This window comes from Rossellomorea sp. DA94 (assembly GCF_029834455.1).
Classification (GTDB): domain Bacteria; phylum Bacillota; class Bacilli; order Bacillales; family Bacillaceae_B; genus Rossellomorea; species Rossellomorea vietnamensis.
In genome coordinates this window covers 4,529,234-4,551,672 of sequence record NZ_CP122397.1, presented here as the reverse complement: position 1 = coordinate 4,551,672, position 22,439 = coordinate 4,529,234, and the positions used below count along the sequence as shown (strand labels likewise).

The 22,439-nt window shown below is 42.9% G+C and carries 28 protein-coding genes; 19 read left to right on the top strand and 9 right to left on the bottom strand.

The features are described from left to right. Nucleotides 1-118 precede the first annotated feature (118 nt). Nucleotides 119-520, bottom strand: coding sequence for a carboxymuconolactone decarboxylase family protein (locus tag P8596_RS23475; protein WP_224522469.1), 402 nt, complete (start codon nt 518-520; stop codon nt 119-121). Between the two features lie 106 nt (nt 521-626). Continuing rightward, entirely contained in the window at nt 627-1,502 is an 876-nt protein-coding gene (locus P8596_RS23470) for a LysR family transcriptional regulator (protein WP_279725406.1), read from the bottom strand. Nucleotides 1,503-1,684: 182 nt separating this feature from the next. Between P8596_RS23470 and P8596_RS23465 the strand changes: the two genes are divergently transcribed. From P8596_RS23465 to gvpU, 18 genes are all read left to right on the top strand, one after another. Continuing rightward, nucleotides 1,685-2,968 (top strand): GntP family permease, encoded by a 1,284-nt coding sequence (locus P8596_RS23465; protein WP_279725405.1) that lies wholly within the window; start codon nt 1,685-1,687, stop codon nt 2,966-2,968. A gap of 20 nt (nt 2,969-2,988) precedes the next feature. Beyond that, nucleotides 2,989-3,765 carry a 3-hydroxybutyrate dehydrogenase gene (locus tag P8596_RS23460; RefSeq protein WP_279725403.1) on the top strand — a complete coding sequence of 259 codons (777 nt, stop codon included), beginning with the start codon at nt 2,989-2,991 and terminating at the stop codon, nt 3,763-3,765. Nucleotides 3,766-4,306: 541 nt separating this feature from the next. After that, nucleotides 4,307-5,485 carry a ParM/StbA family protein gene (locus P8596_RS23455; RefSeq protein WP_254652692.1) on the top strand — a complete coding sequence of 393 codons (1,179 nt, stop codon included), beginning with the start codon at nt 4,307-4,309 and terminating at the stop codon, nt 5,483-5,485. A 9-nt stretch (nt 5,486-5,494) separates the two neighbouring features. Next, complete coding sequence (locus P8596_RS23450; RefSeq protein WP_279725402.1) at nt 5,495-6,088, top strand: hypothetical protein; 594 nt, start codon at nt 5,495-5,497, stop codon at nt 6,086-6,088. A gap of 389 nt (nt 6,089-6,477) precedes the next feature. Then, complete coding sequence (gene gvpA, locus P8596_RS23445) at nt 6,478-6,738, top strand: gas vesicle structural protein GvpA (RefSeq protein ID WP_060674023.1); 261 nt, start codon at nt 6,478-6,480, stop codon at nt 6,736-6,738. Nucleotides 6,739-6,787: 49 nt separating this feature from the next. Further along, a complete protein-coding gene (gvpT, locus tag P8596_RS23440; RefSeq protein ID WP_279725401.1) occupies nt 6,788-7,279 on the top strand; it encodes a GvpT/GvpP family gas vesicle accessory protein in 492 nt (163 codons plus the stop codon). Between the two features lie 24 nt (nt 7,280-7,303). After that, the gene (gene gvpQ, locus P8596_RS23435; protein WP_254652689.1) at nt 7,304-7,765 is read left to right on the top strand and encodes a gas vesicle protein GvpQ; all 462 of its coding nucleotides are present in this window, start codon (nt 7,304-7,306) and stop codon (nt 7,763-7,765) included. A 21-nt stretch (nt 7,766-7,786) separates the two neighbouring features. Next, on the top strand, nt 7,787-8,047 hold the full coding sequence (gvpJ, locus tag P8596_RS23430; protein ID WP_034764908.1) for a gas vesicle protein GvpJ: 261 nt from the start codon (nt 7,787-7,789) through the stop codon (nt 8,045-8,047). A gap of 80 nt (nt 8,048-8,127) precedes the next feature. Continuing rightward, nucleotides 8,128-8,394 carry a gas vesicle protein GvpO gene (gene gvpO / locus P8596_RS23425; RefSeq protein ID WP_034764910.1) on the top strand — a complete coding sequence of 89 codons (267 nt, stop codon included), beginning with the start codon at nt 8,128-8,130 and terminating at the stop codon, nt 8,392-8,394. A 29-nt stretch (nt 8,395-8,423) separates the two neighbouring features. Continuing rightward, nucleotides 8,424-9,347, top strand: a complete 924-nt coding sequence (gvpN, locus tag P8596_RS23420) for a gas vesicle protein GvpN (protein ID WP_279725400.1) — start codon at nt 8,424-8,426, stop codon at nt 9,345-9,347. A gap of 11 nt (nt 9,348-9,358) precedes the next feature. After that, the gene (locus tag P8596_RS23415; RefSeq protein WP_034764913.1) at nt 9,359-10,126 is read left to right on the top strand and encodes a GvpL/GvpF family gas vesicle protein; all 768 of its coding nucleotides are present in this window, start codon (nt 9,359-9,361) and stop codon (nt 10,124-10,126) included. Further along, nucleotides 10,126-10,386 carry a gas vesicle protein GvpG gene (locus tag P8596_RS23410; protein ID WP_034764916.1) on the top strand — a complete coding sequence of 87 codons (261 nt, stop codon included), beginning with the start codon at nt 10,126-10,128 and terminating at the stop codon, nt 10,384-10,386. Before P8596_RS23415 ends, P8596_RS23410 begins: the two co-directional genes overlap by 1 nt. A 4-nt stretch (nt 10,387-10,390) precedes the next feature. Further along, a complete protein-coding gene (locus P8596_RS23405; RefSeq protein WP_279725399.1) occupies nt 10,391-11,197 on the top strand; it encodes a GvpL/GvpF family gas vesicle protein in 807 nt (268 codons plus the stop codon). Between the two features lie 23 nt (nt 11,198-11,220). Continuing rightward, the gene (locus tag P8596_RS23400) at nt 11,221-11,496 is read left to right on the top strand and encodes a gas vesicle protein (protein WP_034764922.1); all 276 of its coding nucleotides are present in this window, start codon (nt 11,221-11,223) and stop codon (nt 11,494-11,496) included. Then, nucleotides 11,462-11,746, top strand: a complete 285-nt coding sequence (locus P8596_RS23395; RefSeq protein WP_034764925.1) for a gas vesicle protein K — start codon at nt 11,462-11,464, stop codon at nt 11,744-11,746. The genes P8596_RS23400 and P8596_RS23395 overlap by 35 nt, the downstream gene beginning before the upstream one ends. A 22-nt stretch (nt 11,747-11,768) precedes the next feature. Continuing rightward, complete coding sequence (locus P8596_RS23390; protein WP_034764928.1) at nt 11,769-12,101, top strand: gas vesicle protein; 333 nt, start codon at nt 11,769-11,771, stop codon at nt 12,099-12,101. 15 nt (nt 12,102-12,116) lie between these two features. Then, a complete protein-coding gene (gvpT, locus tag P8596_RS23385; RefSeq protein ID WP_279725397.1) occupies nt 12,117-12,947 on the top strand; it encodes a GvpT/GvpP family gas vesicle accessory protein in 831 nt (276 codons plus the stop codon). Nucleotides 12,948-12,966: 19 nt separating this feature from the next. Beyond that, nucleotides 12,967-13,368, top strand: coding sequence for a gas vesicle accessory protein GvpU (gene gvpU / locus P8596_RS23380; RefSeq protein WP_261749229.1), 402 nt, complete (start codon nt 12,967-12,969; stop codon nt 13,366-13,368). 148 nt (nt 13,369-13,516) lie between these two features. On the opposite strand, the gene P8596_RS23375 is transcribed toward gvpU, so the two are convergent. From P8596_RS23375 to P8596_RS23350, 6 genes are all read right to left on the bottom strand, one after another. After that, nucleotides 13,517-14,872, bottom strand: a complete 1,356-nt coding sequence (locus tag P8596_RS23375; RefSeq protein WP_279725396.1) for a GntP family permease — start codon at nt 14,870-14,872, stop codon at nt 13,517-13,519. 20 nt (nt 14,873-14,892) lie between these two features. Beyond that, a complete protein-coding gene (locus tag P8596_RS23370) occupies nt 14,893-16,023 on the bottom strand; it encodes a glycerate kinase (RefSeq protein ID WP_254652684.1) in 1,131 nt (376 codons plus the stop codon). A gap of 134 nt (nt 16,024-16,157) precedes the next feature. Continuing rightward, nucleotides 16,158-17,312 (bottom strand): CdaR family transcriptional regulator, encoded by a 1,155-nt coding sequence (locus P8596_RS23365; protein ID WP_254652683.1) that lies wholly within the window; start codon nt 17,310-17,312, stop codon nt 16,158-16,160. Nucleotides 17,313-17,595: 283 nt separating this feature from the next. Next, entirely contained in the window at nt 17,596-17,853 is a 258-nt protein-coding gene (locus tag P8596_RS23360; protein ID WP_034764945.1) for a GlsB/YeaQ/YmgE family stress response membrane protein, read from the bottom strand. Between the two features lie 70 nt (nt 17,854-17,923). Then, nucleotides 17,924-19,393, bottom strand: coding sequence for a phospholipase D family protein (locus P8596_RS23355; protein WP_279725395.1), 1,470 nt, complete (start codon nt 19,391-19,393; stop codon nt 17,924-17,926). 131 nt (nt 19,394-19,524) lie between these two features. Continuing rightward, nucleotides 19,525-20,868, bottom strand: a complete 1,344-nt coding sequence (locus P8596_RS23350; RefSeq protein ID WP_279725394.1) for an MFS transporter — start codon at nt 20,866-20,868, stop codon at nt 19,525-19,527. Nucleotides 20,869-21,025: 157 nt separating this feature from the next. Between P8596_RS23350 and P8596_RS23345 the strand changes: the two genes are divergently transcribed. After that, a complete protein-coding gene (locus tag P8596_RS23345; RefSeq protein ID WP_279725393.1) occupies nt 21,026-21,694 on the top strand; it encodes a haloacid dehalogenase type II in 669 nt (222 codons plus the stop codon). Nucleotides 21,695-21,742: 48 nt separating this feature from the next. Here P8596_RS23345 and P8596_RS23340 read toward each other — a convergent pair whose 3' ends face one another. After that, nucleotides 21,743-22,357, bottom strand: coding sequence for an NAD(P)-dependent oxidoreductase (locus P8596_RS23340; RefSeq protein WP_254652679.1), 615 nt, complete (start codon nt 22,355-22,357; stop codon nt 21,743-21,745). Nucleotides 22,358-22,439: the final 82 nt, after the last annotated feature.

The window sequence follows — 22,439 nt, the reverse complement described above, 5'->3', positions numbered from 1 at the left end:
CCCTTAATTACGTCCATTCGTCCATGCTAAGGGTAAAGTTAGTATAGAGGTAAAAAGCCTAAATTGAGCAATCTAAACATAAAGAGAACTGATAATTCATTCAGGTCTCTTTTTTTGATCAGTGTTTTTCTTCTCGGCGCATAGCGAATACCTTTTTCGCAACAGTCAGGGCATTAAGGACGCGAGGGAAACCGGTATAAGGAATTAAATGTGTCATGCTCTCAACGATTTCTTCCTCTGTTAAACCAGCAGTCAACCCCGTGTTGATATGGAGCTCGAGCTGAGGCTCCGTTCCTTGTGTCACGAGGGAGGAAATGGTGACGAGGGCGCGCTGCTTATTCGTCAATCCTTTCCTGGAATATATTTCACCATAGGCAAATTCGATGATGTATTTTCCCACATCGGGAGCGATATCCTCCAGTGCTTCAGAGATTTTGAGATGAGTGGAGATTTCTTTATTATCAGTCAGTGTATATTCCATCAGTTTATCCAACCCGTTTTGATATCTGTCTTGATTCATGTTCCATTCCTCCTGTCTAAGTTGCTACAGGAATACTATAACGCTGTAAGTATATATGCGTAAAATACATATATTTTATAGAATGTATGCAAAATAGTTATGGGTTTTATCGATCATGCAGCATTTTCTTGAATTCACGAACCGCAAACGATTCGTATCGCCCTTTTTTCGTGATGATCCCTAAGTTCCAGGGAACAACCGGGTTTACGATGGGAATGGATTTGACGACTCCCTGGTCCACTTTCTTAGAAATGGATTGTGGGAAAATGGAAATGCCAAGATTTTGCCCGATCATTTCCCCTATGAAATCCCACTGTGAACTCTCATAGGCGACCTTTGGATAAAATCCCGCTTTTCTGCATTCCTCAATGATTTTGTCATGCAGGGCAAAGTCTTCACTGAAGAGGATGAAGTCCTCATCATGTAATTCGTTCATTTCCACCGAATCTTTTTCCGCCAGTGGGTGAGAGTGGTGGACAAATAGCATATGTTTCTCGGAAATGAAGGGGACGACATCAAATTGCTCTTCATCCATCGGTAAGACGACCACACCAAGGTCCAGCATCCCATCCCTCACTTCTTCCTCCACTTTATTGGCACCATATTCGTTTAGCTGTATGTGGATGTCCGGATATAATGTTTTAAATTCCTTTATGATGCTTGGGAAAAATAAAAATCCAATCAACGGTGGGATCCCGATTTTAATCTTTCCTTTCTTTAAGTTCATTAAGTCATACAGATGAGTCGATAAGTGATCAAGGGATTCCAGGATGACCTGTCCCTGTTCATAAACGATTTCGCCCGCTTCAGTCAGTTCGATTTGACGGGAGGACCGGTCAATCAGCTCCATCTCCAGTTCATCTTCCAGGCTCCGTACCATCTTACTGAGGGTGGGCTGGGATAGGTGAAGAACATTTGAAGCCTTTGTAAAACTTTTGAATTTGGCCACTTCATTGAAGTAGGTAAGCTGTCGGATATCCAATGGTTTCTCTCCTTTTCAATCTATAACTTTATTGCATGATAAGTATAGTTTTAATTCATTTTACTTATTTATAGGAGAAGAGTAAAATTTCTTACGTCAAAAAAATTTACTGTTTAAACGTTGGAAGAGTGGTGCAAAATTGTGTCCTCTCTTTTTGTTTTCTTTAGAAGGGTGGAAAGAAGTTGTTTAGTATTTTAATAGGCCTGATTTTGTTGATGGTCTTTGCTTATCTTGGATGGTCCATTATATGGATTGCACCGATTGTCGCAGGCGTTGTGGCACTCATGAGCGGTATGGATCTGATGGATACGTATACCGATACGTATATGTCAGGATTCGTGAATTTCGCCAAGCAGTGGTTTCCGATTTTCTTACTGGGAGCCGTTTTTGGAAAGTTGATGGAAGATACAGGGGCAGCAAAATCTGTCGCTTATCAAATCACGAAAATGATCGGGGAAAAGCGGGCCATTCTGGGGGTGCTGGTTGCTTCGGCCGTACTGACTTATGGTGGCGTGAGTCTCTTCGTCGTGGTGTTCGCCATCTATCCCATCGCTCTGGCATTATTCAGAAATGCGGATATCTCAAGGAAGTTGATTGCACCGACGATCGTGCTGGGGGCATTTACGTTCACCATGACGGCTGTCCCGGGAACACCGCAAATACAGAACTTGATCCCGATGAAGACGTTCCATACGTCACCGATGGCAGGTTCATGGATGGGCGTCGTCTCGTCACTCATCATGGCTGTCGGGGGATACTTGTGGCTCGTAGGCAGGCAGAAGAAGATGGCTGCTAACGGGGATACATTTAAAGAAATCAGCCAAGGGGCAGGGTCCAATGAAGAGCAACAAGCTTTACCCAATTGGATTTTCTCCTTGCTGCCATTACTTTTGGTTGTCGTGTTATTGAACGGTATCAAATTGGACGCCATCCCTTCTTTACTGGCAGGGATTGTTCTGATTCTCCTTATGAATGTGAGCAGGTATAAGAAATTCATCCCTTCCATCAATGAAGGGGCAAAGGGCTCTGTGATGGCCATCATCAACACCAGTGCGGCCGTAGGGTTCGGGGCAGTCGTAACGAGTGTACCGGACTTCGAACGCATCACTGACCTTCTGCTGGGGATCTCATCAAATCCACTGATCTCGGAATCCTTGATTGTACAGATCCTTGCAATGATCACCGGTTCTGCTTCAGGGGGGATGGGGATTGCCATGCAGGCACTGGGCGATACCTATTACCAACTGTCTCAATCAACGGGAGTCAGTCCGGAAGCATTCCATCGCATGGCTTCCATTGCTTCCGGGGCATCGATCCTGCCTCACAACGGGGCATTATTGACACTCTTGGCGGTTACGAATGTAACGCATAAAGATTGTTATAAAGATGTGTTTATTGTGGGTCTTGTGATCCCTACCATCGCCGTCATAGCCGGAATCATCATGGCAAGTATAGGACTAATTTAAAATTAAAGGAGTGTTTTGACATGGTAGAAAATAAAGTAGTTTTAATTACGGGTTCAGCAAGCGGCATCGGCTTTGAATTAGGTAAATCCTATGCTGAAAAAGGAAGTAAAGTGGTACTGACAGATTTGAACGAAGAGGGAGTTAAAGCTGCTGCTGATAAACTTAAAGGTCTCGGGTATGAAGCCATTGGTCTTAAAGCTGACGTAACTAGTGAAGAAGATATCAAGAATATGATTGACACAGCCCATAAACAATATGGACGCATCGATGTATTGGTGAATAATGCCGGATTACAACATGTCTCTCCGATTGAAGAATTTCCGACAGGTAAGTTCGAGCTCATGATCAAAATCATGCTTACCGCGCCTTTCATCGCGATCAAGCACGTTCTGCCAATCATGAAAGAACAGAAGTTTGGCCGTATCATTAATGTCTCTTCCATCAATGGTTTAGTGGGCTTTGCTGGAAAAGCTGCCTACAACAGTGCAAAACACGGCGTGATCGGATTGACGAAAGTGGCGGCTCTGGAGTCGGCTCCTTACGGCATCACGGTGAATTCCATTTGCCCAGGTTATGTTGATACACCACTCGTAAGAGGACAATTGAAGGATATTGCCACTACGCGCAACGTTCCTTTAGAAAAAGTACTGGAAGAAGTCATCTACCCGTTAGTCCCTCAAAAACGCTTGCTCGATGTCAGTGAAATTGCCGATTACGCAATGTTCCTGTCCAGTGATCAAGCAAAGAGTGTAACAGGACAAGCGGTTGTCATCGACGGAGGGTATACGGCCCAATAAATCGTTTTATTTCTGATAAGACATCGGCGTGTAAAATGCCGATGTCTTTTTTTATCTTTCTATCGAGTCGTTAAACGACTGAATCATTATAAATATATACATTCTTTCATCCACATTTTTCTTCCTCTCCATCTTCCGATCAATTTTTTACATGTCTTCATTTTCACTCCTCAATTTTTATCTGTTTAAAATGTAATAAAAAGGTAGTTTCCTAGATTCAAAACGTAGTAGAAAGAGCATAATTACAAGTAAAAATATGTAAAAAACATTAAGTTTACAAATTTGTATACATGTAAACAAAAACGTACACAATTGTATACAAAAAAGTATACATGTACACAAACAAGTATACATATTGTTGTTAAAGGATGTGTACAATTAGTGTATACAACGATACAAAAATGTATACAAGTCAACGGACTCTCCCTTACTATAATCGATAGAAAAGTAGGATTGACCGGAGACAGGAAATTGTATACTCTGAGAGTAAGAGTTGAAATGTTTTGACAAATTCTTACTCATGAATGAAAGGATGATTTTAATGACGAACTCTCGCATTGCAGCCATTGATGTTGGAAATGATTCTTTAAAAGGTATTTTTGGGAAACTGGACGCTGAGGTAAATATTCCGAACGTCATCGCAAGGGATGTTGAAGACCGTCCTATCATCGGTATTGAGGAGCTGGATACACAAGACCCACTAGACGGCATACATATCCGTGTCCACTCCCCTGCCCTGAAAGACAATAATGCAATCTACCGGGTTGGTAATCTTGCGACAAAGAGCAATAACTCGACTGAATTGGATCCGGGAAGCAGTAAATCAGAAGAGGATCAAACATTGGTCATGCTGTTTGCTTCTATTGCTCTGGATGCAGCACGTAATGGATCGGATTTTAAAAAGAATAATAATGTAGTCGAAGCAAACTATACGCTTGGAACAGGACTTCCCCTACGTGAGGTAAAGGAAGGAAAAGACGTTGGATACCGTTCAAGATTATTAGGTTCGGTTCATCAGGTCGAATTCCTTGTCACTCCACGCTATCAAGGTATGAAAGTAAATATTAAATTTGATGAAGTAAAGGTTTATCCAGAAGGATTCGCTGCTTTTATCAACCTTGTGATGGATAATAATTCAAATATTATCAACAAAGATTTGATTGATAAGCGTATCTTGATTCAGGATATCGGTGGATTATCCACAGATATCGCGGTCATCAAAGATCGTAAAGTAGACGACGATAAAGCTCAAGGGTTTAATCTGGGTGTATCTGAATCACTGGAATTGATCCGTGAGGAAATCCGTTCAAAACATGGTATTGAGCTTGACAGCCGCCGTGATGTGGTCGAAATCATCACGAAGAAAAATGACCGCAATCATATTATGGTAAAAGGTAGTCGCACAAGCGTCCATGATATCGTGGACCGAATCATGCTTGAACTGGCTAAAAAGCAATACCGTCACCTGCGTAATATGTGGCAAAAGAACTCCCAGACGGAAATTTGTTACTTCATCGGAGGCGGCTCAAGCGTTCTTAAAGAGTACATCAAGACGCTTAACAATAACCTTGATGGGTACAACATCGACTTCTTTGAAGATGAGAAGGAAAGTATCTGGATGATGGCCAACGCTTACTACAAGCTGATTGCCGACTTCACAAGAAAAACGCAAAAGCAGCAAGCCCCGAAAGAAGATCAAAAATTAGCGAAAACCAAATAGGGTGATGGTATGACTGAAAAAGGGATGTCGAGGGGACAGCCGATCACATTTCGGCTTCCCTCAGATACACCTGACCATGTTTTAAAACATTTACAAAAGCTCAAAGAAAAAGAAAAACGGAATTTTTCCAGTAAGATTGCAGAGCTTGTCCTGAACGGGGTAAATGATTCGATTGCAAAGAGGCGGGAAGCGATTACGATCCCCCTTCCGAAGGGACTGGACAAGTCCCAGCGTGACTGGCTGAAGCATGAACACTCAGAAGCCCTGCTCGGCAGCATCGTGTACCAGCTGCTTTCAAACCCGGTTCGAACGGCCTCCCTTCTTGCTTCTTTAAGCAGTAATTCATTGGATATCGATGAAGCACTGTATCTTCAGGAAGAAACGGCAGCAAGTCATGATACGGGACGAGAGTGGTCCCTTGATCAAGTGATGGATGATACCCTTGAAGAAGTAACGGACGAGCGTTCGCACTCAACAGATGAGGAACTGGACAACTTCGACTGGGACAGTGCAATGAAACCGAATGAAACCGTCAGTGAAGAGCCTGAAGAGGAGTCAATGGAAGACCTGTTAGGCGACTTCCTCGCCCAAATGAATAAATGAAGGTAGAACCTGAAGGAAGGCATAGAGCCTGATGCTTCAGGTTCTTTTTTTTACCTACTCAGACTGCAGGAAAGAGAAATTCTTTGAAAGTTCATTTTAAAGCATACTCCCCTTCTATATACAACCACCTATAATAGTTGAAAACTGTAATCAATTTGTCTTATTTGAATTATATTTTCTACTCGAAACCCGACAAGGTATGTTTCTCTAAGGGAGAAATGTTACAAGGTGTCATATGAGGAATAAAACATGTATAAAAAATGGCAGTTTATTTCAAATGATTCCCATGACCTAGTTTAGGGGAGGTGGAAATCGAGGTAAACACCGGTTAAACAGAATAAAACATGGCACGTCAGTCGTTGGCTACACCACTAAAGAGGAGAGATTCGATGAGTATTCAAAAAAGTAATGATAGCTCAAGTCTCGCAGAAGTAATTGATAGAATCCTGGATAAAGGAATCGTCATTGATGCGTTTGCAAGGGTTTCCTTAGTAGGGATAGAGATTCTTACTATAGAAGCGCGGGTCGTAATCGCAAGTGTGGATACATGGTTACGATATGCAGAAGCAGTTGGACTATTAAGAGACGAGGTCCAGGAAGAAGGTCTCGCCAAGCAGGAGAATGAAAGAGGGACAGCATTCAGCATATAAACAAGTAAATAAAATATAGTTTTACTATTTAATAGAAAAGAGGATGAATATGTCAGAAGTGAAAAGCAGTCAACAAGCAGAAGAAACGAAAAATACGGAAGAGAATGAAGAGCAGTCAGCTGAAAACAGACAATCCATGAATTACGCGATTATCGGTGGGGTAGTCGGAGCGGGTATCGGATTACTTTCGAATCCAGGTACAGGTAAGAAAATGGTAGACAGTTTAGGGAAGTCAGAAGTGATGAAAGCCGCAAGTAAAGAACTTCGAAGATCAGCACAGGAATTTTTGACAGAGCAGGCCATCATTACCCTAAGACAATCCGCTACCGGATATATGAGCAAACTGGAAGGTGGCTTGCTGTCACCAAAAAAGAAAAAAGAAGAGGTATCGGAAAACTCAGATGCTAAAGCTGAAAAAAGTAAAAGTTCTTCCAATCAATCAGAAGAATTAGAAGAGATCAAAGAAGAGAACAAGAATCTGAATGAGCGTTTAGAACGCATCGAGGAAATGTTAAACAGCCTGGTTGATTCTAAGAAATAATCGCATCCCTGAAGGGGGCATTACATGAGTAAGCCTGTAAAAAAAGTAGTCGGCAAGATGGCTAAAAAAGCATACGACCATGCTCCGGAACCCGTGAAAGATAAGTTGAAAGAGAAAGCGAAAGAAACCTTTGTAAATGGTGTGGAGGACGGCCTCCAATCAAAAGCTAACGAAGCATCACAAAAATTAGAGAACGCAAAAGAGAAAAACGCCGATAATGTTCATACCAAAGCAGAAGAAGCAAAGGAAAAAGTCCAGGATGTCCTGCTTTCCGTACGGGAAAAGTTAGGAAAGGCAAAAGAAGCAGGAGAAGAGTTTCAAGAGAAGATCTCTGCATCGAATGACAACGGAACAAAAATCAAAGGCGTAGGAAAGATCAAGGGAGCAAGTGATATTAAGAGCTCCTTTAATATTAAGAGTTCCACCGAAATAAAAAGTTCAGAAAATATTAAATCTTCAAAAGATATTAAGACGATTTGTTCTTAGACACCGGAAGGAGAATAACAATTGGCTATTCAAAAGAGTAATAACAGTTCAAGTTTAGCAGAAGTCATCGACCGAATTCTAGACAAAGGGATCGTCATCGATGCATTTGCAAGGGTATCTGTCGTTGGAATCGAAATATTGACCGTTGAAGCAAGGGTCGTCATCGCCAGCGTCGATACATGGTTGCGTTATGCAGAGGCAGTAGGCCTCTTACGGGATGACGTCGAAGAAAACGGTCTTGCTACGCAGCAGAACGAAAGAAGCTCCCAGTTCAGCATCTAAATGGAGTGTCGGTAAAAAGAAATGTGTATGAAGGGGGCCGTTATCGGCACCCTCCCCTTCATCTACAGTAGGAGGCGACTATGGTAATCAAAGAAATCATGAATAGTGTCACGGATTTCTTCAATGAACATGTAGCTCCGGTCCATAAGATCACGTCAGTGGAACTGACAGAAGACGAAGGCTGGAAACTGCAAGTCGAAGTAATCGAAGAAAAGGAATATATGAAGAAATATGCGAAAGACGAAATGCTTGGAACATATGATGTTCTCCTTAATAAAGAAAAGGAAGTCACGTCATTTAAACGGCGGGATATCCGTTACAGAAGTGCCATTGGACAGGAAATGTAGGGTCCTGAGCGAGTAGGAGGGAATTGTACGTGACGGTCTTAACAAAACGGATCAAAAAGGATAGCAGGGCATTAATACAAGATGATGAAACGAAAGAATTGCTTTCGCGCTCATTGCAATACCTTAAAGCTGGATATCCTGTGCATTTCACGGGTCCTTCCGGTGCCGGGAAAACATCTCTTGCACTCGCATTGGCGAAAAAGAGAAAAAGACCGGTGATGCTCATGCACGGTAATCACGAATTGAATAATAAAGACTTAATCGGTGATTTTACCGGTTATACAAGTAAAAAGGTCGTTGATCAATATGTACGATCCGTTTATAAAAAGGACGAAAGCGTCACAGAGACATGGAGAGATGGACGTTTACTGGAAGCCGTTAAGAATGGTTATACCCTTGTATATGACGAATTCACACGATCACAGCCGACGACCAATAATATCTTCCTATCCATTTTGGAAGAAGGAATCATTCCTTTGTACGGTTCGAAGCAGACAGAGCCTTTTATTAGAGTACATCCGGAATTTGCCATCATATTTACTAGTAATCCTGCAGAGTATGCAGGGGTTTATCAAACACAGGATGCTCTGTTGGATCGGTTAATCACAATAAACGTAGATTACAAGGGACCGGAACAAGAGGCGAAGATAGTATCAGAAAAAGCTAACCTGGTTATGAGTGAAGCAAGAGCAATCACGACACTCATCTCCACATTACGCGATCAATGTACAAATGAAATGAACGGACCGAGCTTGCGTGCTTCCTTGATGATTGCAAGACTCGCCATTGAATCAGACATTCCCATAGACGGTAAGGATAAAGATTTTCAACGTCTATGTATTGATATAGCAGCACATAGTATAAGTCGATGTATCGACGAAGAAAACCCACAAGAAAAAGCAGAACAATTCATTATAGATGCATGTAAACGAATGAAGGTATCTGAGGAATAAAGGAGAATTTTATGATGAGTCAGGAAGAAATGGGAATTTATATTTTTTGTGCCATACAAACCAATGATGATGATCAATTTGGTTCGATTGAAATAGAAGGCGAAGAACGTGAGACGTTCACGATCAGATATAAGGACGCAGCGATGGTAGCAGCAGAAGTGCCTATGAAAATTTATCATCCTAAGAAGCAGAATTTACTGATGCATCAGGGAGCTGTATCCCGTGTCATGGAACAAAAGGATACCGTCATCCCGATCAGCTTCGGAAATGTTTTTAAAACAAGGGACGATGTAGAAGCCCTGCTTGAAAACCTTTATCCGCAGTTCGAAACTCTTTTCCCGGCAATTAAAGGGAAAATCGAGCTGGGCTTAAAGGTTATCGGTAAAAAGGAATGGCTAGAAGCCATGGTAAAAGATAACCCTCAAGTAGAAAAAATGGCCACAGCCGTTAAAGGGAAATCTGAATCCGCAGCGTATTATGACCGGATTCAGCTTGGCGGAATGGCTCAGAAGTTATTTGCCTCCCTGCAAAGTGAGATTAAGGAAGAAGTGTTTGCACCTCTTGAGGAAGAGGCAGTATCGGCAAAAGCTAACGATCCATCAAGTGAGAAAATGCTTCTTAACGCTTCTTTCTTAATTGACCGGGATCAGGAAGAGTCATTCGATCAAAAGGTAAATGAAGCACACGAAAAATGGAAGGATAAGGTCGAATTTAATTACAGCGGTCCTTGGCCGGCTTACAACTTTGTCAACATACGCCTGAAGGTTGAGGAAGGCTGATGATTCATAAATTGGTGAGTGCACCAATTAATATGGTCATAAAAGTCGCTGAAAAAATCAAAGAAGAAGCAGACAAAGAATTGTACGACCTTCCTACCATTCAGCAAAAATTGATTCAGCTTCAAATGATGTATGAATTAGGAGAAATTCCTGAGGAAGCATTCCAGGAAAAAGAAGATGAACTCTTAACAAGGTATGAAATCGCGAAACAGATGGAAATGGAACAATGGGAAGAACTAACGAAAAAGAAACAAGGGTGATCAAATGAGCGATTTACTTTATTTATACGGCTTAATACCGACAAACGAAGCAAATAAAGAAAACCTGCCCTCCATGAAAGGATTCGATGGAGAAAGTGAGCTGTACACGATAGAAATCGGTGACGTGACAGCCATTGTTTGTGATTTACCATCAAATGAATACTCTGAAGAGACCATAAAGGACAAAGTTGATAACGACATGGACTGGCTTCAGGAAAAGGCGTTTCATCATCACGAAACGGTATTGATGGTTTCAAGGTTGTATACCATCGTCCCCTTGAAGTTCTGTACATTATATAAAAACGAAGATAGCCTCAAGTCCACAATAGAAGGTAATCGAAATAAGCTGGAGACGACTTTTGAACAGCTGGATGGAAACGAAGAGTGGAACGTCAAGATCTACTGTGACGATAAGCTGCTGAAAGAACAGGTTAGTGAGAACAATCCATCCATCGAAGCCAAAAGGAAAGAAATCAGCGAATTACCAAAGGGCAGGCAGTTCTTTGAAAAGAAAAAAATCGATCAGCTGATTGATCGGGAACTTGAAAACGAAAAGAACCGGCTTTGTGAAGAGGTCCATGAAAAGCTGAAAGAACATTCTCTACATGGGAATGTCAAAAAGAATTGGAGTAAAGATGTAACAGGCCGACAGGAACATATGGCGTGGAATAGTGTATTTCTCCTTCGAGGAGCCAAAGTAGATGAATTTGTCGATGAAATAAAGCAATACGAAGAAGAACTGGGACACGCAGGTTGGAAAATTGAAGCATCCGGTCCTTGGCCACCTTATCATTTTTCTAGTTTTTCTTAATCACAAAATAAGGAATGAGAAATATGACAGTCAGAGAATCGATCGAGAACAAAGATATAGCCCTAATTGATATTTTAGATGTCATTCTCGATAAAGGTGTGGCAATCAAGGGAGATTTGATTATATCCATTGCCGGGGTCGACCTCGTGTATCTGGATTTGCGAGTGCTGATTTCCTCTGTTGAAACATTGGTTCAGCATAAACAGGGAACGCGCAAAACGGTAACGTCCGATCAATTCGATCAAGAAAGGGAGGGATTGATTCATGCAACAGGCCAGCGGGACAAATGGGCGAATTAATTTCGACCCGGAAAAAGCAGAACAAGGACTGGCACAGCTTGTATTGACCGTTGTAGAACTATTAAGGCAAATCGTCGAAAGGCATGCCATGCGGCGTGTCGAAGGCGGTACATTAACGGATGAACAAGTGGAGAATCTGGGCATTGCCCTAATGAACTTAGAAGAAAAAATGGAAGAGTTGAAAGAGGTATTTGGTCTTGATGCAGAAGACTTGAATATAGATCTTGGTCCTTTAGGGAGTTTAATGTAATGCCGATTAGGGAGGTTACATGATGGGAATGGAGCATCCAGTACAATCCAACACAATCGTGGATGTATTAGAAAAGATTTTAGATAAAGGAGTTGTCGTAGCAGGAGATATTACGGTGGGAATCGCCGATGTCGAGCTGCTTACGATAAAGATCCGCTTAATCGTTGCTTCTGTAGATAAAGCAAAAGAAATAGGTATGGACTGGTGGGAAAATGATCCTTACTTAAGTTCCAAAGCCGCAGATAACAACACGAGAGCACTGGAAGAGGAAAATAAGAAATTACAGGAACGACTGGAATCACTTGAAAAGAAACTGGATACAAACCGTCTTAATACGGCGGAAACAACAAACTAATTGGAGGTTTTACCGATGGCAGAAAAAAATAATACGCAAAACACAACAATTGAGAATCAAGGACAGGAAAAAAATTCAACAGAAAAGAATTCAACAAATGAGAACAAAACAAGAAGAAGTGGCCCAATCAAGAGAACTGTAGCTGGGAGTCTATTGGGAGCAACGGTAGGATATCTGGCAACACCCGAAAACGGAAAAAAACTTCTGGACCGTATTGATCAGGAGAAAATCAAAAGCAAAAGCCTGGACTTCGGGAAAGCGGCAAAGGAAAGATCCAGAAAAGCCGCTGTCACGTTAAAATCGTCAACAGCCAACCTGTTTAAACGTGATAAAGAGGAAGAAGCTTCAGAAGACACAGAAACGGCCGTAAATTCAACAGAAACGAACACCCAGGAAGAAGAGTCGAACCAAGACTATGAAGCTCTTAAACAGGAAAATGAAGAGCTTCAGAACCGCCTGCAGCAATTAGAAGAAAAAATGAATCAAATTGCCGCAGCACGTGAAGACGATAGCGACGAAGAGGAAGATGAAGAAGAAAAAGAAGAAACTTCTTCAAATAAGAAATCGTCTAAAAAGTCTAAAGAAGAAGCGTCTGATGACGAGGAAGACGACGAGGAAGACGAAGATACCGATGAAGATGAAAACGCAGACGACGATGAAGATGGCGAAGATGAGGAAGAAGCTTCAGGCAAGAAGAAAACAAACGGCAAATCCGGTTCAAAAGGAAAGAAGCGTTCTACTCGCAAGTCTTCAGCTAAAAGTAAAAAATCTGCAAAAAAAGATGATGATAAAGAAGATCAAGACGAAGATACAACACTCTCTACCGAAGATGATACTGTAGCTTAACGATAAAGGAGATGTGAAAATGAGTGTAGAATCAGGTACAGGGAAGGATAGCATCTTAGAATTTTTTGTACAGGCATCAAATAAGCATGATTTTTCATTAGACATCACGTTAAACGTCAAGGGAGCTGTCGTAACAGGCACCCTCGTCTCCGCAAAGGAATACTTCGATTCATTGAGTGAAACCTTTGAGGATGGCAGTGATATAGCTCAGAAGCTGAGTGAGGAGCTTGCCAAAGCCGGGGAATCTGTACAAGAAAACCAAAGTCCTGAAGCCCACTTTATTCACCTGAAGAACGCAAAGGTGTATTGTGGTGACAGCAAACCGACCCCTTCAAAAGGGAAGATCATGTGGCGTGGGAAACTAAATGAAATCGATGGATTCTTTTTAGGAAAGATATCAGAATCGAAAAGTAGTAAATAGTACAAAAAAGCAGCCAGGTACAGTACCAGGCTGCTTTTTTGTCTGTTTAACCCTCGACAAGGAATTATTTCCCGGGGAGGATTTACCGGATTCGACAAAAATCTCCTTTCCGGTTATTGAAGGAAAGGAGATTTTTTTATGATGGTAGTTACACAAGGATGACCCAAAGAAGTAAAGTGAAAACAAGAGCCGTTAAACCTTGAACCAGCGTGGCGGCAGTCTGTGCCTTATAGGCATCTGTGACCTTCATGCCGCTGAATTGCGTGACAACCCAGAAGTAGCTGTCATTGACATGGCTGACCGTCATGGCTCCTGCACCGATGGCCATGACAACTAACGCGAGGGGTACGGCACCGTCAATCCCCATTTGTGGGAGGAGAGGAGCAATCAGGGAAGAGGTAATGACAAGGGCAGCGGTTGAAGATCCCTGAGCTGATTTCAATAGAGCTGCCACAATAAATGGAATCAAGAGGACGAGGGCACCGGAAAGTAATCCTCCGTCTGCAATCCCTTGAATCAACTCTGCAACGGGAGTCGCCTTAATGACGGAACCGAATGCTCCTCCCGCACCTGTGATCAATAAGATATTGGTAGCATCCTTCATTCCCTGACTCACCCAGCCATTAAGGGTTTCTTCATCCCATTTTGGCAGAAGGGCAAATGCAGCAAGGACACCAATCAGTAAAGCAACGACGGGTGAACCGATGAATAAGAGAACATCTGCGGCTCCGCCTTTCCACTGGAAGAAGCTGACGACGGATCCTGTACCGATCAAGAGTATCGGAAGGACAATCGGGGCAAAAGATTTAAACGTTGAAGGAAGCTCCCCAAAGGATTTGACGATCTCGTCATAATCCAGATCGAGCTCATCTTCTCCCTCGATCTCAATTTTATTTGCGACCTTAACAGCCCACAGGTAACCTGCCAGAATCGTAGGGATGGCTACAATCATCCCGATTAAAATAATGGTTCCCAAATAGTCACTTGCACCGATGTTCCCGGCTGCGGCAATGGGACCCGGAGTCGGCGGCACGAGGGTATGGGTGGCATAAAGCCCAGTGGCAAGTGCAACAGACATGGAGGCAAGAGCCACTTTTGCCCGTTTGGCCAATGCTTTTTTGAGGCTTGAGAGAATCACGTATCCGGAGTCACAGAAGACGGGGATACTGACGATGGCCCCAATCAAGGACATAGCCAGCTGTGGTCTTTTTTCCCCTACTAATCGAAGAACCACTTCTGCCATCCTGAGAGCGGCACCGGATTTCTCTAAAATCGTCCCGATAATGGTACCTGCTACGATGACGATCCCGATATACCCCATTAATCCTCCGAACCCGCCGTTGACAGCCTCTACAACCGTATCCAGTGGCAAGCCTGCAAAGATACCGACTAAGAAAGCGGCAAACAATAATGATAGAAAGGGCTGAAGCTTTAATTTTGCCGTTGTGAAAATGATAAATCCTACCCCTAGGACAATGACCGTAAATAACCAAATTCCTGACATGAGAATTTCCCCCTTTATGTTTATCCCTTTGTTAAATGTAAAATTCGTGCGATATTCCTTGTTTCATGGTAAAGCAGTTCTTCTGCTCGACTGATGCTCTCCTCTAAAGCCATCGGACCGATACTAATGGAATGACAGCTGGAGAAATTGTCGTATAATTGTTGATACCCCTCTCCTAAACTCCCTGCGATAAGAGATACGGGAGTATGGAGTTGTTTTGCGATGGCTGCGATATAAGAAGGGAGTTTTCCAAACAATGTTTGATAATCGCTCTGACCTTCCCCGGTGAGGACCCAATCAGCCTGACGAATGGCATCTGGAAGCTTCGTCGCTTCAGCAACCAGCTTTGCTCCTGATTCAATCTTTCCATCCAGATGCAAGAAGGCAAAACCGAGTCCTCCGGCTGCTCCGGCACCGCTCGTGTGTTGAAAATCAACTCCTTTTTCTTCTTGAAGCAATAGACTATAGTGATATAGTTGTTGATCAAGCTCCTTCACCTGTTCCTCGGTGGCCCCTTTTTGTGGGCCGAATACATGAGATGCCCCTGTCTTTCCACACAAAGGATTTTCAACATCGGAAGCAATGTGAAAGGTACATTCTTTTACTAGGGGATGGAGGGTGCTCCAGTCCACCTTTGCAATGGACTCAAGATCCTTTCCAAATGGCCCGACAGCGTTTCCGCCTTCATCCTGAAAGGTAACGCCGAGTGCTTGAAGCATGCCGAATCCACCATCATTCGTCGAACTGCCGCCCAGGGCAATAATGAACGTTCGGAACCCGTCATCCATCGCTGTTGTAATGACTTCTCCGATGCCAAAGGAAGTGGTATGGTATGGATTGCGTTTTTCACCAGGCACCATAGGTAACCCGGCGATGGAAGCTATTTCAATGACAGCTGTTTTCTTATCTCCTAAAACACCATATACAGTAGAGACCTTTTCCCCTAAAGGACCGGTGGCTGTTACAGGTACTTTCTCCCCTCCAGTTGCGTAAAAGAGGGTATCCAAAGTCCCTTCCCCTCCATCAGCCATGGGGATGACGTTCGTTTGAAAGCTTGTTGATTCATCCAGAAAGGCTTTCTCCATAATGGCTCCAACCTTTAAAGAGCTTAAACTACCTTTAAATGAATCGGGGGCAATAAGAATATTCATAGCGGCTCCTTTTTCAGAAAATATAATCTATTACTCTATTTAACCAAGTGAAGAAAGCGGTTACAATGTGAATTCTCCTAAACATTTCCGGGCGAAAATAAAAATGATTGTGCATGTGCACAATCATTTTTCTATTATTCTTTATTCATGTCATCAATCAATAAGATAAAACGCAGTATCATTGCGTCATCAAATGTTCTGGGGCTAAGACCCGTCAGTTCTTCGACACTCTCAAGCCGGTAAAGAAGGGTATTCCGGTGAATATGTAAAGCGTTCGCCGTTTCTTTCATGTTCAATTGGCAGTCAAACAAACGTTGAAGGGTATGTCGCAAGGTGTCGCTTAGCTGAAAAGTCTGCTCACGATAGCGATTCATAAACTCTTGGCGAATCTCGAGGGGGATGCGCTTGATAAAATCCATGATGCCCCAATCCTGTATATGAATATGATCGGAAAACTGAGGGAAGCTTTCTTGTAATTCCAGGGAACTGTGTGCTTCCAAATACGATTTTCTATACCCGACGACGCCTGGGTAGACATGACCGATTGCTGTTTTTACAATGAAAGCCTTCTCCTGTAAATGCCGCTGCAAACGCTTGGCCAAAGTGATGACTTCACCCTTAGTGGGGCAGACGCTTGCAGGGATCCCGACGACGCAGTGGGAGTCGTTGATAAAAGATTGAAAGTGAAGCTTTGGTAGTTGAAGCTTTATTCTCTTCAGAAGATCTTCTTTGACCATGGATAAAGGCATGTTGGTGGTAGAGTGGGTGAATAAGTTGGTGAACTGTACCAATAGTACTTGAACAGGTTGGCTGGTTTCAAGATGTATGTAGTGATGAGCGAACGCTTCATTTTTTCTTTCATCAAAATAATGGGGGTGTACTAAATCAAGCAGCCAATTATCCATCAATGTTTTTTGGTGCTGCAATTGATTGTGGAAATGAACCTGCTGAAGCATTACTTCTACGGTGACCTTCAACATTTTCACAAACTGATCCAGTTCCAGGGGGGAGCCGGTCACCCCAACGACCCCGATGATTTCTCCCATGAACTCAATAGGTAAGTTAATGCCTTCTTTAGAACCATGATACTTATCCAGGTCATTTTCAAAAATGATCAATGAACTTTTCTGCTTAAGGACATAAAGAGCCCCTTCGTGAACTTGATTCATGCGCGTTGAATCTGTACTGGCAACTATGACGCCGGACTCGTTCATGATATTGATATTGTAATGTACGATCGTCTTCAATTTCGCTATGATTGGATAAGCTAGTTCTTCTGTAATATGCATGTGGAACACCCCGTTATTCGTCATGCCTTCATTCTAGCACATGTTTTCTTTCTGCCTATTCGGGTATAGATACGTATACAAAGGAGGTTACCTTTATGAAACGATTAATCGGAAGACTGATCAAATGGGGACCTATCATTTACCCGATTTACAAGAAGTATCGGAATAAGAGGAGACATAAGAAATCAATGACGTATTAAGAGGACAGCCTGCATGGGCTGTTTTTTTATGTCATTTTGGCACAAATAAAAAACCCCTGGGAATCCAGGGGTTTTTAGTATTCTTAATGAGACGTTCTTCTCATTCCTCTTAGAAGTAAGCTTAATAGGAATACGAAGATGATCGCTCCCAGTAATGCCGGGATGATAGCGATTCCTGCAAGGGACGGTCCGAAGCTTCCAAGAAGTTCCCCACCGATCCAGGCACCGATGATACCTGCAATGATGTTTCCGATGATTCCACCAGGGACGTTTTTACCTAAAATGAGACCAGCTAACCAACCGATGATTCCACCAACAATTAAGTACAAGATAATACCCATTTTTTCTTACCTCCATGTAATGTTTTTGTGTTGTTATAAGGTAATTTCCCCTTTTTTCAAATGTCAAAACCTAATATGTTGTCACTTGAAAAATTTTCTGGAGGATATACATAACATACTTTACAGCCGGCAGCTTATCCTGGTATTTTTCATAGTCCACAGTGTATGTCCCGTTCTTGTTGTTCCAAATCCGGTCGAAATAGTCATCGACTTCCTTTATAGTTTTACTGTCTGTCGGGGCCGTCAGTTTCACGTTTTCTTCCAGGTTATAATCATCCAGATTTCGGGACGTATAATTGCCCGATCCTCCAATTACCGTACTTTGCTTTTCCCCTTTTACATAAATGAATTTCGTGTGATATTGCTCTTTATTTGTGTTATACCATCTGATGGTGATATGTTCGTTCTCCAGTTTGTGAAGCTCGGCTGCGATGGGCAGGTTAGGAAGTCCGATTTTTTCTTGTCCAAAGGCGTTCTGGTTCGGATCCAGGACTAAACGAATATCCACTTCGCGTTCTGCCGCATCTTCAATGGCGTCGATGATATCCCGGTCCGCCAGATAAAACATGCCGATCCAGGCTTCGTCTCCTTTTTCCGCGTCATCTAATGCCTTTACCACCCCTTTTTGAATTTCTCTTTCCGTCAGGATCTGAGCGTTGACAGTCGACTCGCCGGGTGGAAGGGCTTTGACGGAATCATTGACCTCTTCTTCAGTAGGGAAGGCATCCACATTTCCGTCTGAAAAAGCCGCAACCGCTTTTTCGGCTTTTACCATATCCTTCAGGATGTCTCCTTTTACCTTGAATGCGATATTCGAGTGGAAACCACTGGCGTCATGGGGATTGGCGGACAGGATGAGTCCGGCTTTTTCCGTTATGACGATTTTCCGGTGATTCGCTTTGACATTCAATAGTTTCAAATATGACCTCATTGTTACCTTAGGTGCGGAGGGTGCCATGGGATTGGGCAGCCAGCCGGTACCTTCCTGCCCAAACCAGCCAAAGGCGGTCCTCCACACACCGGAATATAAGAGGTTGGGATCTCTAAGACGATTTAAGTCGGTAAAGACCACTTCAGCACCGAGTTTTTCTAAAGGTTCAATTTGTTTGGCTGTATGGGAGCCGTAAGTCGTGTTAACGACATCACTGATAAAGACCACTTTCAGGTCGGGCTTCTTTTTCATCTGTTCTTGAATCTTTCTGGATAATGTTTCACTGATCTTGGGATAATCACGGTCACCCTTTGTATAGCCATTAACTAAGAATAAGTCCAAAATAAGAAAATCGTCTGCCTCTTCAATGGTTTGATAGACTTCATCAAAGATCGATTGATCATATCGTTCTTTCCCATCCTTCTGATAGGTGAGGTCGTATAAGAATTCCACGTCCTCTTCCGGTATGGCATAGGTGTCGCTGGCGTAGGAGATTCCTTTCGGCAAAGGCTTTACGCGGTTATATATCATGACCACCGTCAGGATTAAAATGATAACACCGCCGATCCACCAGCTTCTCTTTTTATACCACTTCTTCTTGGTCTTCAAATGAATTCCCCTGTTCTATTGTGTTTTTTCTTACTATACCCTTAATGGCATGAGGGGAATCCACATAGATGAAGATCTGGTGGAAAAGTCCAAAAAAAATCCAGGCAGAAAAATCTGCCTGGACTCCTTACCTATGATGAATGAACATGTCTGCGATATAAAAGCAAGAGTAAGAGAGACAGCGTCATGAGTCCGATCAGAACCAGGAAAGTGTTCTGAAAGGAGCTTACCGGGAAATCTGCTCCTCCCATCTCCACGATTATTCCGCCAAGGACGGAACCGGATGCGCTCCCGACATAGTGGATCAGCTGCTTCATCCCGATACCTGAGGCAGTCAATTCCTTGCTCATGACACGGGACACTTCGTTTGTCGAACTTGAAGAAAGACTGGAAAATCCGAAGCTTGTAAACATATAGGCTAACATGATCATATACTCACTGTGCGGTGATAAGAGATAAAAAAGGACAGTCGAAACGATCAGAAGAATATGAGCAAGAAACATCACTCTGATATTCCCGTATCGGTCGATTAGTCTTCCTACAAATATGGCTGCGACTGCAGACAGCATCGCTCCAGGGAAAATGATGAATCCGACAGCCGTCGGGTTTTTGCCGAATACATGCTGAAGCATCAGGGGCATGACGATCAGGATGGCGAAATGAGTGACAAACCCAAGGAAACTCATATATAGAATTTGCCTGTAGCCTTTATCCCGAATCAAGCTGGGCTGAATAAAGGGAATCTCAATCTTATGAATCCGGATCCATAATCCACCGAAGAAAACGACGGCACCTGCGAAGTAGTACCAATGAAACGTTGAGATGAATAGCAGGAAGAAGGTGATGCCAATTCCTGTCAGAAATCCTCCCCAAACATCAAAGTATCCCTTTCTTGTCGTCTCATTTGGTAGAAAGCGGTACAGTACGGGGATCATTCCAAGTACGCATAATGTTATCAGGAATAAATAATTCCAACTCAGGTAATCCGTGATAACGCCACCTACAACGGGACCCAATCCAAACCCAAGGGAAGAAGCGGAAGCGATCATCGCAAGGGCCCTTCCACGCCTTTGTAAGGGGACAAACCGTCCGGCAAATACCATGGATAGACCAGGGATGGCTGCTGCCCCTGCCGCTTGAAACAATCGTGAAAGCAATAGCCATGCGAATGTATTGGCAAAGAAGCCAGTCAATGAGGCTATGCCGAAGATGGTAATCCCAATGATGAGCAATCGTTTGATAGGGATGTAATCAGCTAAACGGGTATACGTAATGGTACAAATGGCAAGTACAATTGAATACCCCGATACGATCCATGCTCCTTCAGAAGGAGCCAAAGAGAAATCGTTCAATACATTCGGAAGGGCTACATTGAACATGGTCGTATTCATGACCACGAGCCAAATGGTCAAACTTAAAAAAAGAATCGTCTTTGTATGTGAAGGAGATGCTTGAGCATGTTGTTCACCAGTCATTTTTGACCACCTCCATGATAGATATTGATGCTCGAAGTACTATACCACAAACAAAGACGTACTGAAAATGAATGTGCCTTCGTCCGGGTGGGCTTGTGGAAGTTTAAGATGTTGGAAATGGTCTATTATATAAGGAGAATCTGTTAGGAGGATAAGTATGTCAAATCTTACGATAAAAGCGTTTGTGTTCGATGCATATGGTACCTTATTCGATGTCCATTCCGTTATTGAAAAATGTAATGAACTCTTTCCGGATAAAGGGGAGGAAATCAGTCAGGTGTGGCGTCAGAAACAATTGGAATATAGCTTTCTCCGTCAGCTGATGGGAACATATACCACATTTTACTCCATCACGAGGGATGCCCTGCATTACGCATGTGTCCATGTGGGAGTCGATCTATCTGATGACAAAGAGAAGGAGTTGTTGGAGGCTTATCTGGAATTGACTCATTATGAGGAAGTAGAGAGTGTACTCGGGGAACTGAAATCTTATCAAACCGCCATCTTCTCAAATGGCTCCCTTGATATGCTCTCACCACTGGTGGAGCAGTCTTCATTCGGGCACCTGCTGGATGAGGTATTGACAGTGGATGAAATCAAACAATTCAAACCCACTCCGATGTCTTATCAGCTTGTCCTTAAGAAGCTTGGCGTCAAAAGGGAAGAGGTTTTGTTTATGTCTTCAAACCCGTGGGATATTGCTGGAGCGGCCAACTTTGGGTTCAATACGGCATGGATCAACCGTCAGGATAAGGTAATGGATGAACTTGGGGTAAAGCCTGATTTTGTCTATAGTGATCTGAATGGAATACTTGAGCATACATGATGAAAGGGGCTGGCATATGGATGGATGCCGAGCCCCTTTTTTACTTATTTAGTAAGCTAAGCCAATAGATTCATTGATGTGCTTCCCTTGAATGACACTTTGTAATAGAAAGTGAGCGACATCTGCCCGGCCTATTTTACGTCCCTTGTCCGGGATTGAATTTTCATCTTGACGATACGTCTTTGACAGGGGCTGGGTGGTCAATTGCATAGGTCTTGCAATCGTGTAGCGAACGTCATGTTTCTTTATTTCTTCTACGGCATTCTTATGATCTTTCAGCACATTACGTAGGATGAATTGTGCCAGTTTCCCTTGAAGGCCGGGTATTTCTTTGTGGATGCCGGCTGATGCTACGTAAGCGATACGCTCAATGTGGTGGGTGTTCATTCCCGTCAGGATATTTTTTGTCATGTCTGAAAGAACGGTGGTTTCCTTCAATCCATCCGAACCAAGACAGGATATGACGGCTTCCTGTCCCGCTAATGCGTCTTCCACTGCTTTAGCGTTTAAAGCATCTCCCTGAATAATGGTCAATAGTGGATCGTCACCATTTAGTTTAGATGGGTTTCTTACAAAAGCTGTGACTTTATGGCCTTCAGCCAAAGCTTGCTTGACAATTTCTTTACCTGTACCGCCGGTTGCTCCAAACACGATTAACTTCAAGAATCTTCCCCTCCCTTTCTGTTACTATTCATTGTATAGTACAGTTAGAATAATAGACTAGCATGAATAGGTAAACTGTTTT